A 15479-nucleotide genomic window follows, 5' to 3' on the forward strand; every position below is an offset into this window, starting at 1 on the left:
GGGAGGGACGCTCAGCCCAGCTCGCGGCACGCGCGGTAGAGGTCCGCCCACGCGGGGCGGTCGCGCACGACAGTCTCGAGGTACTCCTGCCACACGATGGCGTCCGCCACCGGGTCCTTCACCACGGCGCCGACGAGGCCCGCGGCGACGTCGGCGGCGCGCACGACCCCGTCGCCGAAGTGCGCCGCCAGCGACAACCCGTTGGTCATCACGGAGATCGCCTCGGCGGTCGAGAGGGTCGCCGACGGCGACTTCAGGCTCGTGCGGCGGTCGAGCGTCGAGCCCGAGCGCAGCTCGCGGAACACCGTCACCACGCGCTCGATCTCGCTGGGCGCCCCGGTCCCTCCGTCGAGGTCGGCGGGCAGGCCGAGCGACCGGCCCAGCGCGGCGACCCGGCTGCGCACGATGTCGACCTCCTGCTCGACGCTGTCGGGCAGGGGCAGCACGACGGTGTTGAACCGCCGCTTCAGCGCCGACGACAGGTCGTTGACGCCCTTGTCGCGGTTGTTGGCCGTCGCGATCACGTTGAAGCCCGGCCGCGCCTGCACCTCGGTGTCGAGCTCGGGCACCGGCAGCGTCTTCTCCGACAGGATCGAGATGAGGGCGTCCTGCACGTCGGCCGGGATGCGCGTCAGCTCCTCGATCCGCACCAGGGCGCCGGTGCGCATCGCCCGCATCACGGGGCTCGGCACGAGGGCCGCCTCGGACGGTCCCTCGGCGAGCAGCCGCGCGTAGTTCCACCCGTAGCGCAGCGCCTCCTCCGCCGTGCCCGCCGTGCCCTGCACGACGAGGGTCGAGGTGCCGCTGATCGCCGCCGCCAGGTGCTCACCGACCCAGGTCTTGGCCGTGCCGGGCACGCCGAGGAGCAGCAGCGCCCGGTCGGTCGCCAGCGAGGCGACCGCGATCTCGACGAGGCGCCGCGACCCGACGTACTTCGGGCTGATCACCGTCCCGTCCGGCAGCTCGCCGCCGAGCAGGTACGTCGTCACCGCCCCCGGCGACAGCTGCCAGCTCGGCGGGCGCACCCGGCCCGTGTCGGCGTCGTGGGCCCGCAGGGCGGCGAGCTCGTCGGCGTACGCCTGCTCGGCGTGGGGGCGCAGCACCTCGGGGGTCTCGGGACTGCCAGGGGTCGTCGTCATCGCAGGGCCTCGCTGATCGTGCGTCGGAAGGACAGGAGCTGCAGGGCGGTCGAGAGGGCCCGACCGGTGGTCTCGGGCAGGTCGGTGCGCACCAGGTCGGTGAGCCGCTCGAGCGTCGCCGGCGGCGCGTCGACGAGCGCGTCGCGCAGGTGGTGGACCACGCCGGTGGGCAGCACGAGCCGCGGCGGCGGCACCCGGTGCAGCGCCTCCACCGCCTCGCGGGCCAGCCCGGGGTCGGCGGGGACGGGCAGGGCGGCGAGCAGGTCGCGGAGGTCCTGCAGGTCACCGGCGCCACGGCAGCGGGCGAGACCGGAGCCGAGGTGCTGCGTGCGCTCCTCCATCGGGAGCACCGGGAGCAGCCCCGCGGGACGGCCCTCCACGGCGATCACCGCCCGCGCCCAGGCGACGTCGCGGCGCAGCAGCACCGCGCGCCGCACGGCGTCGCGCAGGGGGTCGGGGAGGCGTTGGTACGTCGCGGCCTCGTCCACCCCGGACCCCGTGGTCAGCACGGAGAGCGGGGCGCCGGCCACCATCGTCGCGAGCCACCAGTCGTGGCGGGAGGTGCCCCGCGGGGGAGGGGTGAGCCCGTCGCGCACGCCTGCGTCGTCGGGATCGGGCGGGGTCGCGAGGTCGAGACGCCGGCCGAGGATCCCGCTCCGGGAGAGCAGCGGCGCGAGCCGGTCGGCCATCCGCTGGGCGCGCCGTGAGGTGGGCAGCCCGTCGAGCAGGGCCTGCGCGAGACCCCGCACGCGCACCGACCGGTCGTCGAGCGCCCGCTCCAGCAGGGGGTCGTCGGAGTCCGTCAGCGCCGTGCCGAGCGCCTCGAGGTGCCGGGTGCGCTCGTCGACCGGGTCGTTCGCCCACGTGGACGCGACCAGGTCCGCCGCCCTCGCTCGTTCCGCGGGGTCGGTCGACGCGCGGAGGTCGAGGAGCAGTGCGAGGCGCGCCGGCGCGGGGAGATGGGGCCACGCCGCCGGGTCGGGCCGCGTGTCGGGGGTCCCGCCGGGCGACACCGGGGTCCCGTCGTCCGTCAGCATCGCTCCCCAGCCCGGGTGCAGCGCGGCGAGCCAGCGTCCGCGCTCGTCGAGCACGGGCCGCAGCGGCGCCCGGAGCGCCGGTGACGTCCGCGCACGCTCCAGCAGCACCGGCAGCAGGTCGTGGGGCACGTGCACGCCACGCGCCGCGGCGCACTCGAGCCAGTGGGCGACGAGCACGTCCCGCTCGGCCGCCGGCACCGGCGCCGGTCGCGCGTGGAGCAGCTCGAGCAGCTGCCGGGCGCGGGGCGACGGCGAAGCGAGGGCGTCGGCGGGCGCCGGAGCGGGGGCACCCACCGGTTCCTCGGGAGCGTCGGGCGGCCCCACGGACCGGAGCGCCGCCAGCACGGTCGCCGCGTCGAGGAGCCGGGTGCCGGAGTCGGCCGCGGTCCCCGACGTCGGCGCCGTGCCGCCCAACGCCGCCGGCAGCTCCGGCGCCGCACGCCGGCCGCTGCCCAGGATCGCGGCGGCGACGACGCCGTCGGCCCAGTCCGCCACGGTGTCCGGCGCGCTCACAGCCCCACCACCCCGTCGCCCGTGCCGACGGCCAGCACCCGCAGCACGCCGTCCTGCAGCTCGCCGAACAGATCGGCGGGGTGGCCTCCGGTGCGGGCGAGCAGGGACCAGACGGCGCTCGTGGCCTCCTCCTCGTCGGCCCCGGTCGCCACCCCCGGCACCGTGCGGCCCGTGGCGTCGACGACGGTGACGGCCCCGGTGGTGTCGGCGTCCGGCCCCGGGACCACCCGTGCGTCGCGGACGACGGCGGGCACGCGCCGTACGAAGGGGTTCGCGGCCAGCGCTGCGGTGCGGTGCGCCCGGGCGGCGGCCAGGTCGCCGCCCCCGGGGAGCCGGCCGAGCTCGCCGGCGGCCACGGGCTCGGTGACGAGGAGGGCGCGCCGCGGGTCGTGGCCGGGATAGAGCGCGAGGGTGACCTCGAGGCGGCTGCCGACGGTGCGGGCCACGGGCATCGGGGCGCCCCGCGCCGTGAAGTCGAGCACCTGCACGACGTGGCCGGAACGCTCGCCGTGGAGCCAGGTGCGCTGCTCGAGCAGGCCGCCGTCGGTCAAGCGGTGGGCGCCGAGCACGGCCCAGACGTCGGCGACGGTCTCGCCCGCGCGCACCTCCTCGGTCGCCCAGGCCCAGCCGACGACGGTGCGGAGGTCGGCCGCGGTGGCCTCGTCGAGGTCGGCGCGGCGGCGCCAGGCCCGCACGAGCAGCCACCAGCGCCCGAGGACGTCGACCGTGTGCTCGGCCCAGTCGGGGCGGTGGCGGACGGTGCGGCCGAGGGCCCGCACCTCCTCGGCGACACCGGGCAGCTGGGCGTCCACGAGCCGCGCGGCGGCGGACTCCCACCAGGTCAGGTCGCGCTGCCGGGCGGCGGCGATGCCCGTGCGGGCGAGGTCGGTGAGCCAGACGGCGAGCTCCTCGACGCCCGCGTCCATCCGCGCGAGGCGCTCGTCGCGCCGCTTGGCTGCCGCCTCCGCCCGCGCGGCGAGCGTCGCCGGGTCGACCGGGACCTCCGAGCCGGCCTCCGCGGCCGCGCGCGACGCCGCCCGCTCCGCCCGCTGCCGCGCCCACGCGGCGGCCTCGTCGGGGGCGCCTGCCCCGGGCTCGAGGTCGCCCGCCGACCACCGCATCAGCAGCGCCAGGGCGTGCTTGCAGGGGAACTTGCGGCTCGGGCACGAGCAGCGGTACGCGGGACCGCTCAGGTCGACGCTCACCTGGTAGGGCGTCGTGCCCGAGCCCTGGCACTTGCCCCACACGAGCGTGGCGCTGACACCGCAGTCCGACCACGACCCCGGAGCGGTCAGCCGGCGCGCCGCCGCCAGCGACGCGGCGTCGGGCGCCGCGCCGCGCACGCGCTCGAGCGACCAGCGCTCGGCGGGGGCGTCCGCAGCCTCGGGGGTGGTCATCGCCCGCCATCCTGTCGCATCCCACCGACACCTGCGGGGTACCGGGCCCGGTCCCCACCCGTCCACACCACGGGCGATCCCCACGAACGGAGCAGAGATGTCCCACCACGACCCCGCCGAGGGCACCGCGAAGGTCGCCGAGCTCGTCGAGCAGGCGCGCATCGCGATGCTCACGACGATGACGAGCGACGGCACGCACGTGAGCCGGCCGATGGCGCTGCAGGAGGTGGAGTTCGACGGCGACCTCTGGTTCTTCTGCCACGACGACTCCGCGAAGGTCGCCGAGGTGCGGGAGCACCCGCAGGTGAACGTCGCGTTCTCCGACCCGAAGCACGCGGCGTGGACGTCGCTGTCCGGCACGGCGAGCATCGTGCAGGACCAGGCCAAGGCCCGCGAGCTGTGGTCGCCCGCGCTCGAGGTGTGGTTCCCGGACGGCCTCGAGACCCCGACGCTGGCACTGCTGAAGGTGCACGTGGCGACGGCCGAGTACTGGGAGTCCTCGTCGTCCCGCGTGCGCCGCCTCGTCGGCAGCGTCCGGGCGGCCGTCACGGGAGACCCCGGTAAGTTCCCCGCAGAGAACGAGACGACCGTCCTGGAGGACCGATGACCAGCTTCCGCCCCACCCGCCTGGTGTCCGCCGCGACGGCGGCCTACGGCGTCTACGCGCTCGCCAAGCCGAGCCACCTGCCCGACGCCCTCGGCATCCGCGGGGGCGAGCGCGCGTCGTACGAGGGCCTCGCGAAGACCTACGGCGTCCGCGACCTCCTCATCAGCACCGCGGGCATCGTGGGCGGGCAGCGCCTGCGCCGGCTCGCGCTGGGCGCGCGCATCACCTCGGACGTCGTCGACTGCCTGCTGCTCAACCAGAAGCTGTCGGACGGCGGCGCCCGCAAGAAGGCCACCGCCGTCACGCTGGCGTGGGCCGCGCTCAACACGTCGGTGCTCGTGGCGGACGTCAAGAAGGGCTGACGCGGGGCTCCCGGGGGAGCGGGCCGGTGCGCGACTCCCTCGACCTCCTGCTCGACGCCGCGGGCGAGCACGCCGTGCGCGAGGAGTGGGACCACGTGGCCGCGGCGGGCGTCCCGGGGGCCGGGGTACGCCGCGACGCCGGCCACGCGCCCCACCTGACGGTCGCGGAGCGCGACGAGGTCCCGGCCGACGCCGACGCGACGCTCGACGCGCTGGTGGCGCACCTGCCCCTGACCCTCCACCTCGGCGCCCCGCTCGTGCTCGGGGCGCCGGGGCGTCGCGTCGTCGCCCGCGTGGTCGCGCCGACCCCGGAGCTGCTGACCCTCCACGCCGAGGCGGCGCGGCTCCTCGAGGGGGGCGGGTCCCGGGGCGGCCCGCCGTGGTCGGTGCCGGGCCGGTGGGTGCCCCACCTGACGGTGACGGGTCGGCTGACCGACGACCAGGTCGCGGCGGCGCTGGGGGCGCTGGGTGCGCCGTACGAGGTCGTGGGGGCGCGGCTGCGGCGGTGGATGCCCGGGACCCGGACCCTGCGCGACCTCGGAAGCAGGCAAGGCTAACCTAAGCGCGCTCTGCTCCCGCCCCCGAAGGGCCGCCATGACCGCCGTCCTCGCTCCACCGCCTGCGCCCACGCGCGAGCGGCCGTCGCCGTCGCTCGGACCCCGGCGCGCGGCCGGCCTGGTCGTGCTGCTCGCGGCGCTCGTCGTCGCGACGGCCGCGAGCCTCGCGTTCGGGGCGAACCCGCTCCCGTTCGGGGCGGTCTGGGACGGCCTCCTCGCCCAGGACGACACCGAGGCGTCGCTCATCGTGTGGGAGCTGCGCATCCCGCGCACCGTCGCCGGGATCGTCGTCGGCGCCGCCTTCGGGGTGGCGGGCGCGCTCATCCAGGCGCTCACCCGCAACCCGCTCGCCGACCCCGGCATCCTCGGCGTCAACGCCGGCGCCGGGTTCGCCGTGACGCTGGGCGTCGGCGTCTTCGGGGTGGCGAGCGTGTCGGGCTACGTCTGGTTCGCCTTCGTGGGCGCCGCGTTCGCGACGGGGCTCGTCTACCTCATCGGGGCGGCCGGTGGTGGTGGTGCCTCGCCCATCACCCTCGTGGTCGCGGGCGTCGCGCTCGCGGCGGTGCTGGGCGGCGTGCAGCAGTTCCTCACACTCATCGACCCCACGACCTTCGACCGGCTGCGCAGCTGGGGGGTCGGCACCATCGACAGCACCAGCCTCGACGACACCGTCGCCGTGCTGCCGTTCCTCGCGGTGGGCCTCGTCGTGGCGCTCGCGCTGTCGGGGGCGCTCAACGCGGTAGCGCTCGGCGACGACCTCGCCACCTCGCTCGGCACGAACATCCTGCGCACCCGCATCCTCGGGATCGTCGCGGTCACGCTGCTGGCGGGCGGCGGCACCGCGCTGACCGGCGGCATTGGCTTCGTCGGCCTCATGGTGCCGCACGTGGTGCGCTGGTCCACCGGGCCCGACCAGCGCTGGGTGATCGCCTACTCCGCCGTCGCCGCCCCCGTGCTCGTGCTCGTCGCCGACGTCCTCGGGCGCGTGCTGGGCCGGCCCGGCGAGATCCAGGTGGGCATCGTGACGGCCGTGATCGGCGCCCCCGTGCTCATCGCGCTCGTCCGCCGCCAGAGGGCGAGCGGGCTGTGAGCGCCGTGGAGCCCCGTACGGCGCGGGTCGACTTCGGCTACACCACCGGCACCCTGCGGGGCGGGTTCTTCTCCTTCCGCTTCCCGGTGCGGGTCGTCGCCGTCTCCGCCGCCCTGGCCCTCGTCGCCGCCGCGCTGGGGATCGTCGCGCTCACCCTCGGCGACTACCCGTTGAGCGTCGCGGAGGTCGTGCGCGCCGTCGGCGGCGGCGGCGAGCGGTTCCAGCGCCTGGTCGTGCTGGAGTGGCGGATGCCGGTCGTGCTCGCGGCCCTCGTCTTCGGCGCCGTGCTCGGCATCGGCGGCGCGATCTTCCAGTCGCTCACCCGCAACCCGCTCGGCTCGCCCGACGTCATCGGGTTCGACGCAGGGTCCTACACCGCCGTGGTCGTCACGATCCTCGTGCTCGGCACCCGCGACTACTGGTCGCTCGCCGGGGCTGCCGTCGTCGGCGGCATCCTCACGGCCGTCGTGGTCTACGTGCTCGCCTACCGCCGGGGCGTGCAGGGGTTCCGGCTCATCATCGTGGGCATCGGCGTCTCCGCGATGCTGGGCTCGGTCAACAGCTACCTCATCACCCGAGCCGACCTGCAGGACGCCATGGCGGTCGGCTTCTGGGGCGCCGGGTCCATCGCCCGCGTCACGTGGACCTCGATGGTCCCGGTGCTCGTGGGCTTCGCCGTCGTCGTCGCGGCCGCCGCCGCACTGGCCCCGTCGCTGCGGCGCCTCGAGCTGGGCGACGACGCCGCGGTCACCCAGGGCACGCGCGTCGGGCTCGTGCGGCTCGCGCTCATCGTCGTCGGCGTCGCGACCACCGCCCTCGTCACGGCCGCCGCCGGACCGCTCGGCTTCATCGCCCTCGTCGCGCCCCAGCTCGCCCGCCGGCTGACCCGCTCGCCGGGCGTCAGCCTCCTCGGGGCGGCCGCCATGGGCGCCACGCTCCTCGTGAGTGCCCACCTCCTCTCCCTCGTCGTCGCGAGCGCCTACCGGCCGGTGCCGGTCGGGCTGATCACCGTGTGCGTCGGCGGGCTCTACCTGATCTGGCTGCTGGTCCGCGAGGCCCGCCGCCAGGCCGTGACCTCCTGAGACGGAACGGACCCATGACGACGACCACCGGCACCAGCGCGACCACCCACGGGCCCCGCCTCGCCGCCGAGAACGTCACGATCGGCTACGACAAGCGGACCATCTCGCGCGACCTGACCGTCGGCATCCCCGACGGCTCGTTCACCGCGATCATCGGCCCCAACGCCTGCGGCAAGTCGACGCTGCTGCGCTCCCTGGCGCGCATCCTCACGCCCACCGCGGGCCGGGTGCTGCTCGACGGCCAGGACATCTCCCGCTACCGCTCCAAGGAGGTCGCGCGGCGGCTCGGTCTCCTCCCGCAGACCTCCCTGGCCCCCGACGGGATCCGGGTCGCGGACCTCGTCGCGCGCGGACGCGCGCCGTACCAGTCCCTCATCCAGCAGTGGCGCCCCGAGGACGAGGCCGCGGTCGCGGCCGCGATGGCGGCGACGCGCACCGACGTGCTGTCGGGTCGCTACGTCGACGAGCTGTCGGGCGGCCAGCGCCAGCGGGTCTGGGTGGCGATGCTGCTCGCGCAGGAGACGCCGACCCTGCTGCTCGACGAGCCGACGACGTTCCTCGACATCGCGCACCAGTACCAGCTGCTCGACCTGCTCGGCACCCTCCACGGGCAGGGCAAGACGATCGTGGCGGTGCTCCACGACCTCAACCAGGCGGCGCGGTACGCCGACCACCTCGTCGTGATGAAGGACGGCGACGTGGTGACGACGGGGGCACCCGCCGAGGTGCTGACGGCCGCCCTGGTCGAGGAGGTCTTCGACCTCCCGTGCGTCGTGGCTCCCGACCCGGTGGTGGGGACGCCCTCGGTCTTCCCGCTGCCGACGGGCGGCGCTGCGGGCTGACCCGGGGCCGACCCCGTGCAGAATGTCTGCCCGTGACGTCGATCGGGTGGCCGCTGCGCGTGGTGCGCGGTGGCGTGCTCACGACGGTCGCCCTGCTCGCCGGCGCGGGCGGGCACGCGCTCGCCGGTGGCGCCCTCCCGGGCCTGCCGGTGCTCGGCGGGCTGCTCGTGGTGCTCACGCCCGTCGCCGCGCTCCTCGTCGGCCGCCGGGTCGACGCCCTCCAGGCCGGGCTCCTGCTCGTGCTCGGCCAGGCGGTCGTGCACCTCGCGCTCATGGTGAGCGCGGACGGGGCCCACCACGGGGTCCACGACGGGATCCAGCACGGGGGCCACGGCGCCACCCCCACCATGCTGCTCGCCCACCTCGTCGCCGCGGGGATCGGCGGGCTCTGGCTGGCCGCGGGCGAACGCGCCCTCTGGACGGTGCTCGACCTCGCCCTGGTGCGCCTCGTCGCGGTCCTCGCGCTGCGGCGTCCCCTGCCGGTGCCGGGCGCTGCCCGCGTCGTACCGGCTCCTGAGCCCCCCGCCCTCCGCGACCGTGCGGAGCGCCGCCGCCTCCCCGCCCGCGCGCCGCCGCGCGCCGGCGCGTTCCCCGCCTGAGGGGGAGCGCGCCACCGACGCGCCATCGCGGTCGGGCTGCTCGAGGAGCGGTCCGCCGCTCCGTCGTCGTGCCCGAGGAGGCATGTCCGCATGACCCAGCAGCTGACCGATCGACCGACCCCGCCACCCCCATCGACCCCGTCCCGCAGCTGGCGCCCGCTCCTGCTGCGCCTGCACTTCTACGCCGGCGTGCTCATCGCGCCGTTCCTGCTCGTCGCCGCCGTCAGCGGCGCCCTCTACGCCGTGACGCCGCAGGTGGAGAAGGTGGTGTACGACGACGTGCTCACCACCGACTCCCGCGGACCGGCCCTGCCGCTCGAGGCCCAGGTCGCCGCCGCCCGCGAGGTCGAGCCCGACCTGCCGCTCGTCGCCGTCCGGCCCGCGCCCGAGGAGGGTGCGACGACCCGCGTCATGTTCGACGCGGGCGAGGCCGCGACCTCCCGCACCCGCGCCGTCTTCGTCGACCCGGTGACGGGGGAGACGCAGGGGGAGCTGACGGCGTACGGCACGTCGGGCTCCCTGCCGCTCCGCACCTGGGTGAGCGAGCTGCACCGCAGTCTGCACCTGGGGGACACCGGGCGGCTCTACTCCGAGCTCGCCGCCTCCTGGCTAGCCGTCGTCGCGCTCGGCGGCCTCGCCCTGTGGTGGACCGGACCGCAGCGGCGCAACCGCGACGCCCGCCGCGTGCGCGGCAGCACCGGGCGCGCTCGCACCCGCGCCGTCCACGGCCTGCTCGGCACGGTGATCGCGGTCGGGCTGCTCGGGCTGTCGGCGACCGGCCTGACGTGGTCGCAGCACGCCGGCACCCACGTCACCGAGCTGCGCACCGCGCTCGACTGGACCACGCCCGCGGTGGTCAGCGACCTCACCGAGCCGCACGCGGGGGCCGACGAGCACGCGCACCACCACGGCGGTCCGAGCGAACCCGGCGACGCGGCCGGGGTGGATGCCCCCGGCGTCGGGTGGCAGGCCGCCTGGGACGCCGCCCGCGCCGAGGGCCTCACCGCGGCGGTCGAGATCAAGCGGCCGAGCACCGCCACAGCGACGTACGTCGTCTCCGAGATCGATCGCTCCTGGCCGGTGCAGGTCGACGCGGCCGCCGTCGACCCGGCGTCGGGGGAGGTGGTCGACGTGGTGCGCTTCGACGACTACCCGTTCATGGCGAAGCTCGCCCGCTGGGGCGTCGACGTCCACATGGGCTCGCTGTTCGGCCTCGCCAACCAGGTGGCGCTGCTCGGCCTCGGCCTCGCGATCGTGGTGATGGTGGTGAGCGGCTACCGCATGTGGTGGCTGCGCCGCCCGACCCGCGGGGACCGCTGGGCGATGGGCCGTCCCGTACGGCGCGGGGCCTGGCGCTCGGCGCCGCCGGCGGGCCTCGCCGCGCTCGGGGTCGTGGCCGTCGCCGTCGGCTGGTTCCTGCCGCTGCTGGGCCTCAGCCTGCTGGCGTTCCTCGTGGTGGACCTGGCGCTGGCGGCACGGGCTCGCGCCGCCTGAGTCACCGGTCGGGGTCCGGGGGCTCGGGCGGCGGGCGGTGGTCGGCGAGCGCGCCCGTGTTCGCCACCACCGCCGCGGCGGGCGGGATGACCGCGGCGACGACGCACATCGCGATGGCCAGGGGCACCGACCAGTGGCGGACCACGAGGCCGGCCAGCACGAAGAGCGTGAGGCAGGCGCCCATCATCCACGCGTAGGCCCGCTTGCGGCCGTCGGTGATCGCCACGTCACCACCGTACGCCGGTTCCCTTCACGACCCGTGCCGGACGGACCCCTGACCGTGACGCCCGCGAAACACGTCCGCAACGCTTGCACTGTTCACTCGTCGTAGACAATGATTCACAGCAGTGAACAAGTGGAGGTTCCCGCCATGACCGATCTCGCGACCCTCGCGGAGAAGGCCGGCACGACGTTCATCCTGGCGCTCTTCGTCGACCTGAACGGCAAGCCGTGCGCCAAGCTCGTGCCCGTCGAGGCGGTCGAGCAGCTCCAGACGGAGGGTGTCGGCTTCGCCGGCTACGCCGTGGGCTCCATGGGCCAGGAGCCCAAGGACCCCGACCTCATGGTCCTCCCGGATCCCGCCAGCTTCACCCCGGTGCCCTTCATCAAGGAGGGCCTGGCGATCGTCCACTGCGACCCGCACGTCGACGGCAAGCCGTGGCCGTTCGCGCCGCGCGTGATCCTCAAGTCGATGCTGGCCCGGCTGCAGGAGACGCAGGGCCTCGAGGTCTACGTCGGCGCGGAGGTCGAGTACTTCCTCCTGCGCCGCGAGGCCGACGGCACCCTCGTGACGGCAGACCCGGGCGACAACGCGGCCCGGCCCTGCTACGACGCCCGCGGCGTCACGCGGATGTACGAGCACCTCGCCACCGTCTCCCGCGCGATGAACGAGCTGGGCTGGGGCAACTACGCCAACGACCACGAGGACGGCAACGGCCAGTTCGAGCAGAACTTCGAGTACGCCGACGCGCTCACCACCGCCGACCGCGTGGTGACGCTGCGCTACCTCATCTCCATGCTCGCCGAGGAGCGCGGCATGGTGGCGACCTTCATGCCGAAGCCGTTCTCCGACCGCACCGGCTCGGGGCTCCACCTCCACCTGTCGCTGTGGAAGGACGGCGCGTCGGCCTTCCCCGACGCCGACGACGCGCGCGGGCTGGGACTGAGCGGCACGGCGTACTCCTTCACCGCCGGCATCCTCGAGCACGCCTCCGCACTGCAGGCCGTGCTCGGACCGAGCGTGAACTCCTACAAGCGCACCGGCGCGGTCTCCACGACGTCGGGCGCGAGCTGGGCACCGAGCTTCCCGACCTACGGCGGCAACGACCGCACCCACTTCATCCGCATCCCCGACCACCACCGCGTCGAGCTGCGCGGCGGCGACGGGTCGGCGAACCCCTACCTGGCCATCGCGGCGACGATCGGCGCCGGCCTCGACGGCATCGAGCGCGACCTCGACCCCGGCACCGTCGGCGGCGACAACGGCACCGTGCGCCCGCCGCTGCCGCGCACGCTGATCCATGCCGTCGAGGCGCTCGAGGCGGACCCCGTGGTGGGCGCCGCCCTCGACGCGGCGAGCGACGGCGGGCACCGGGTCGCGGCGTACTTCGCCGAGGCCAAGCGCGCCGAGTTCTTCGCCTACCACTCCCGGGTCACGTCCTGGGAGATCGACCACTACCTCACGGCCTACTGACCGGCCCTGACCGGCCCTGACCGGCCCCTGAAGTCTTCGGAGAAAGGACCCGCCCATGTGCGGCATCGTCGGGTTGCACCTGCGCAACCCCGCCCTCGCCCCCCGGCTCGGTGAGCTGCTCACCGGCATGCTCTGCGAGATGCAGGACCGGGGCGCCGACTCGGCCGGCATCGCCGTCTACGGCGACCCCCGCTGGTCCCCGGCCGGCCACGTCACCGTCTCGTTCGTGCCCGACGCGAGCTGTGTCGAGCTCACCTCCGGCCTCGCGGCGGAGGTCGTCGCCGGCGCCCTCACGACGGCGTACGGCGCGGACGTCGCCGTCGTCGACGCCGGGCCCACCCTGGTGGCGCACGTGCCCGGTGGCGACGCCGAGCTCGACCGGCTGCGCGGCGCCGTGAAGGAGGCCTACCCCGAGGCGCTCGTCGCGGGGTTCGGCGCCGACGTCGCCGTGCTCAAGGGCGTGGGCCACCCGCGCGACCTGGCGGAGGCCTACGGGCTGCCTGCGGCGCAGGGCCGGCAGGGCGTCGGCCACACCCGCATGGCGACCGAGTCGGCCGTGACGCCGGGCGGCTGCCACCCCTACGCGGTGGGCACCGACCAGTGCCTCGTGCACAACGGCTCGTTCTCCAACCACGCCTCCATCCGTCGCGACCTGGTCGCGGCCGGGGCGGAGTTCGACTCGATGAACGACACCGAGGTGGGCGCCCGCTTCGTCGCCGACCGGCTGGCGGCGGGCTACACCGTCGAGACGGCGCTCAAGGAGCTGCTCACCACCTTCGACGGCTTCTACACGCTGCTCGTCGCCGACGCCGACTCGTTCGCCGTCGTGCGCGATGCGATCGCCTGCAAGCCCGCGGTCATCGCCGAGCACGACGACTGGGTCGCGATGGCGTCGGAGTACCGCGCCCTCGTCGGCCTGCCCGGCATCGCCGAGGCCCGCATCTACGAGCCCGAGCCCGAGAGGATCTACGCATGGACGCGCTGAGCGCCACCACCGTCGAGCTGGACCTGGCGGCCGTGCCGCTGCGCACCGTCAACGCCCTGCTCCAGGGCCGCGAGGTCGCGGGCCACGACGCGCTGCCCGTCGACACGCCGGTCACGCTGACGAACCCCCGCGGGGCGCACGCCGTCGCGGTCGGGATGGACACGCCGCGCCAGGTCACCGTCGCGGGCCACGTGGGCTACTACGCGGCGGGCATGAACCAGCGCGCCGACGTCGTCATCGAGGGCAACGCCGGGGTCGGCGTCGCGGAGAACATGATGAGCGGCTCCGTGCTCGTCAAGGGCAACGCCTCGCAGTCGGCCGGCGCGACCGCCCACGGCGGCCTGCTCGTCGTCGAGGGCGACGCGGCGGCCCGCTGCGGCATCTCCATGAAGGGCGTCGACATCGTCGTGGGCGGGTCGATCGGCCACATGAGCGCCTTCATGGCGCAGGCCGGGCGGCTCGTGGTGCGGGGCGACGCCGGGGAGGCGCTGGGCGACTCGATCTACGAGGCGCGGATCTACGTGCGGGGCACGGTCGCGTCGCTGGGCGCGGACTGCGTCGCGAAGGAGATGCGCCCCGAGCACCTCGAGGAGCTCGCGACCCTGCTGAAGGCGGCCGGCTTCGAGGACGACGACCCCGCGTCGTACACGCGCTACGGCTCGGCCCGCACGCTCTACCACTTCCACGTCGACAACGCCGCGGCGTACTGAACCGGAGGCTCCCATGCACGACGACCTCACCCTGGCGCGGCGCGGCCTGCGTCCCTCGGCCACGTTCGACCCGGCCACCATCGCCGACATCCAGCGCGCGGCCACGACGGGCATCTACGACATCCGCGGCGGCGGCGCCAAGCGCGCGCTGCCGCACTTCGACGACCTGCTGTTCCTCGGCGCCTCGATGAGCCGCTACCCGCTGGAGGGCTACCGGGAGCGCTGCGGCACCGAGGTGACGCTGGGCGCGCGCCACGCGACGTACCCCCTCGAGCTGGCCATCCCCGTCACCATCGCGGGCATGAGCTTCGGCGCCCTCTCGGGCCGCGCGAAGGAGGCGCTGGGCCGCGGCGCGAGCGAGGCCGGCACGTCGACGACGACCGGCGACGGCGGCATGACGCCGGAGGAGCGGGGGCAGAGCAAGCACCTCGTCTACCAGTACCTGCCGAGCCGCTACGGCATGAACCCCGACGACCTCCGCAAGGCGGACGCCATCGAGATCGTGCTCGGCCAGGGCGCGAAGCCCGGCGGCGGCGGGATGCTGCTGGGGCAGAAGATCTCCGAGCGCGTCGCGGGGATGCGCACGCTGCCGCAGGGCATCGACCAGCGCAGCGCCTCCCGCCACCCCGACTGGACGGGCCCCGACGACCTCACCATCAAGATCGCCGAGCTCCGCGAGATCACGGGCTGGGAGAAGCCGATCTACGTGAAGGTCGGTGCCTCGCGGCCCTACTACGACGTGAAGCTCGCCGTGCACGCCGGCGCCGACGTGGTCGTCGTCGACGGCATGCAGGGCGGCACGGCGGCGACCCAGGACGTCTTCATCGAGAACGTCGGCATCCCGACGCTGGCCGCGATCCCGCAGGCCGTCCAGGCCCTGCAGGAGCTGGGCGTGCACCGGAAGGCGGACGGCGTGCAGCTCATCGTGTCCGGTGGCATCCGCACCGGGGCCGACGTCGCGAAGGCGCTGGCGCTCGGCGCGGACGCGGTCGCGATCGGCACCGCCGCGCTCGTCGCGCTCGGTGACAACGACCCGCGCTGGGACGCCGAGTACCAGGCCATCGGGTCGGCGGCCGGCTACTACGACGACTACCAGGACGGCCGCGACCCCGCCGGCATCTCGACGCAGGACGACGAGCTCGCCCAGCGCTTCGACCCCGTCGAGGGCGGCCGCCGCCTCGCGAACTACCTGCGGGTGCTGACGATGGAGGCGCAGACCATCGCGCGCGCCTGCGGCAAGGTCCACGTGACGCACCTCGAGCCCGAGGACCTCGTCGCGCTGACCGTCGAGGCCGCCGCCATGGCGCGTGTGCCGGTCGCCGGCACGGACTGGATCCCCGGCCGTCCGGGCCCGTCGTTCTGACGCCGCTGA

16 protein-coding genes are annotated in these 15479 nt (G+C 75.3%); 12 read left to right on the top strand and 4 right to left on the bottom strand.

Features of this window, described 5'->3' with window-relative positions:
• Nucleotides 1-11: 11 nt before the first annotated feature.
• The 3 genes from PIR53_20315 to PIR53_20325 are packed head-to-tail and all read right to left on the bottom strand — an operon-like array spanning nucleotide 12 to nucleotide 4086.
• A complete protein-coding gene (locus PIR53_20315; protein WZH52342.1) occupies nucleotides 12-1139 on the bottom strand; it encodes an AAA family ATPase in 1128 nt (375 codons plus the stop codon).
• Complete coding sequence (locus tag PIR53_20320; GenBank protein WZH52343.1) at nucleotides 1136-2689, bottom strand: DUF5691 domain-containing protein; 1554 nt, start codon at nucleotides 2687-2689, stop codon at nucleotides 1136-1138. The genes PIR53_20315 and PIR53_20320 overlap by 4 nt, the downstream gene beginning before the upstream one ends.
• Complete coding sequence (locus tag PIR53_20325) at nucleotides 2686-4086, bottom strand: SWIM zinc finger domain-containing protein (protein WZH52344.1); 1401 nt, start codon at nucleotides 4084-4086, stop codon at nucleotides 2686-2688. The genes PIR53_20320 and PIR53_20325 overlap by 4 nt, the downstream gene beginning before the upstream one ends.
• 97 nt (nucleotides 4087-4183) lie before the next feature.
• Here PIR53_20325 and PIR53_20330 point away from each other — a divergent pair, with 97 nt between their 5' ends.
• From PIR53_20330 to PIR53_20365, 8 genes are all read left to right on the top strand, one after another.
• Nucleotides 4184-4693 (top strand): pyridoxamine 5'-phosphate oxidase family protein, encoded by a 510-nt coding sequence (locus tag PIR53_20330; protein ID WZH52345.1) that lies wholly within the window; start codon nucleotides 4184-4186, stop codon nucleotides 4691-4693.
• Nucleotides 4690-5055, top strand: coding sequence for a hypothetical protein (locus tag PIR53_20335; protein WZH52346.1), 366 nt, complete (start codon nucleotides 4690-4692; stop codon nucleotides 5053-5055). Before PIR53_20330 ends, PIR53_20335 begins: the two co-directional genes overlap by 4 nt.
• A gap of 26 nt (nucleotides 5056-5081) precedes the next feature.
• Nucleotides 5082-5612: a 2'-5' RNA ligase family protein gene (locus PIR53_20340; protein WZH52347.1), complete on the top strand. Its 531-nt coding sequence runs from the start codon at nucleotides 5082-5084 to the stop codon at nucleotides 5610-5612.
• Nucleotides 5613-5649: 37 nt separating this feature from the next.
• Nucleotides 5650-6702: an iron chelate uptake ABC transporter family permease subunit gene (locus PIR53_20345; protein ID WZH52348.1), complete on the top strand. Its 1053-nt coding sequence runs from the start codon at nucleotides 5650-5652 to the stop codon at nucleotides 6700-6702.
• The gene (locus tag PIR53_20350) at nucleotides 6699-7784 is read left to right on the top strand and encodes an iron chelate uptake ABC transporter family permease subunit (GenBank protein WZH52349.1); all 1086 of its coding nucleotides are present in this window, start codon (nucleotides 6699-6701) and stop codon (nucleotides 7782-7784) included. Before PIR53_20345 ends, PIR53_20350 begins: the two co-directional genes overlap by 4 nt.
• Nucleotides 7785-7798: 14 nt before the next feature.
• Entirely contained in the window at nucleotides 7799-8626 is an 828-nt protein-coding gene (locus PIR53_20355) for an ABC transporter ATP-binding protein (protein ID WZH52350.1), read from the top strand.
• Nucleotides 8627-8658: 32 nt separating this feature from the next.
• Nucleotides 8659-9225 (top strand): hypothetical protein, encoded by a 567-nt coding sequence (locus tag PIR53_20360; protein ID WZH52351.1) that lies wholly within the window; start codon nucleotides 8659-8661, stop codon nucleotides 9223-9225.
• A 90-nt stretch (nucleotides 9226-9315) separates the two neighbouring features.
• Complete coding sequence (locus tag PIR53_20365) at nucleotides 9316-10719, top strand: PepSY domain-containing protein (protein ID WZH52352.1); 1404 nt, start codon at nucleotides 9316-9318, stop codon at nucleotides 10717-10719.
• Between the two features lies 1 nt (nucleotide 10720).
• Here the strand turns inward: PIR53_20365 and PIR53_20370 are convergent, their stop codons facing one another.
• Nucleotides 10721-10945, bottom strand: a complete 225-nt coding sequence (locus tag PIR53_20370) for a DUF3099 domain-containing protein (protein ID WZH52353.1) — start codon at nucleotides 10943-10945, stop codon at nucleotides 10721-10723.
• 144 nt (nucleotides 10946-11089) lie between these two features.
• Here PIR53_20370 and glnT point away from each other — a divergent pair, with 144 nt between their 5' ends.
• Genes glnT through PIR53_20390 form a run of 4 tightly spaced genes read left to right on the top strand, consistent with a single transcriptional unit; the run spans nucleotide 11090 to nucleotide 15470 of the window.
• On the top strand, nucleotides 11090-12412 hold the full coding sequence (glnT, locus tag PIR53_20375) for a type III glutamate--ammonia ligase (protein WZH52354.1): 1323 nt from the start codon (nucleotides 11090-11092) through the stop codon (nucleotides 12410-12412).
• A gap of 55 nt (nucleotides 12413-12467) precedes the next feature.
• Nucleotides 12468-13397 (top strand): hypothetical protein, encoded by a 930-nt coding sequence (locus PIR53_20380; protein ID WZH52355.1) that lies wholly within the window; start codon nucleotides 12468-12470, stop codon nucleotides 13395-13397.
• A complete protein-coding gene (locus PIR53_20385) occupies nucleotides 13385-14107 on the top strand; it encodes a hypothetical protein (protein ID WZH52356.1) in 723 nt (240 codons plus the stop codon). The genes PIR53_20380 and PIR53_20385 overlap by 13 nt, the downstream gene beginning before the upstream one ends.
• A gap of 13 nt (nucleotides 14108-14120) precedes the next feature.
• The gene (locus tag PIR53_20390; GenBank protein ID WZH52357.1) at nucleotides 14121-15470 is read left to right on the top strand and encodes an FMN-binding glutamate synthase family protein; all 1350 of its coding nucleotides are present in this window, start codon (nucleotides 14121-14123) and stop codon (nucleotides 15468-15470) included.
• The last annotated feature ends 9 nt before the right edge of the window (nucleotides 15471-15479 follow it).

Origin of the sequence: Nocardioides alkalitolerans (assembly GCA_038184435.1) — a bacterium.
GTDB lineage: Bacteria > Actinomycetota > Actinomycetes > Propionibacteriales > Nocardioidaceae > Nocardioides > Nocardioides alkalitolerans_A.

Coding starts and splice junctions, on each gene's coding strand:
- PIR53_20315 (WZH52342.1), bottom strand. CDS start 1,139: ATGACGACGACCCCTGGCAGTCCCGAGACCCCCGAGGTGCTGCGCCCC.
- PIR53_20325 (WZH52344.1), bottom strand. CDS start 4,086: ATGACCACCCCCGAGGCTGCGGACGCCCCCGCCGAGCGCTGGTCGCTC.
- PIR53_20330 (WZH52345.1), top strand. CDS start 4,184: ATGTCCCACCACGACCCCGCCGAGGGCACCGCGAAGGTCGCCGAGCTC.
- PIR53_20335 (WZH52346.1), top strand. CDS start 4,690: ATGACCAGCTTCCGCCCCACCCGCCTGGTGTCCGCCGCGACGGCGGCC.
- PIR53_20345 (WZH52348.1), top strand. CDS start 5,650: ATGACCGCCGTCCTCGCTCCACCGCCTGCGCCCACGCGCGAGCGGCCG.
- PIR53_20355 (WZH52350.1), top strand. CDS start 7,799: ATGACGACGACCACCGGCACCAGCGCGACCACCCACGGGCCCCGCCTC.
- PIR53_20365 (WZH52352.1), top strand. CDS start 9,316: ATGACCCAGCAGCTGACCGATCGACCGACCCCGCCACCCCCATCGACC.
- glnT (WZH52354.1), top strand. CDS start 11,090: ATGACCGATCTCGCGACCCTCGCGGAGAAGGCCGGCACGACGTTCATC.
- PIR53_20380 (WZH52355.1), top strand. CDS start 12,468: ATGTGCGGCATCGTCGGGTTGCACCTGCGCAACCCCGCCCTCGCCCCC.
- PIR53_20385 (WZH52356.1), top strand. CDS start 13,385: ATGGACGCGCTGAGCGCCACCACCGTCGAGCTGGACCTGGCGGCCGTG.
- PIR53_20390 (WZH52357.1), top strand. CDS start 14,121: ATGCACGACGACCTCACCCTGGCGCGGCGCGGCCTGCGTCCCTCGGCC.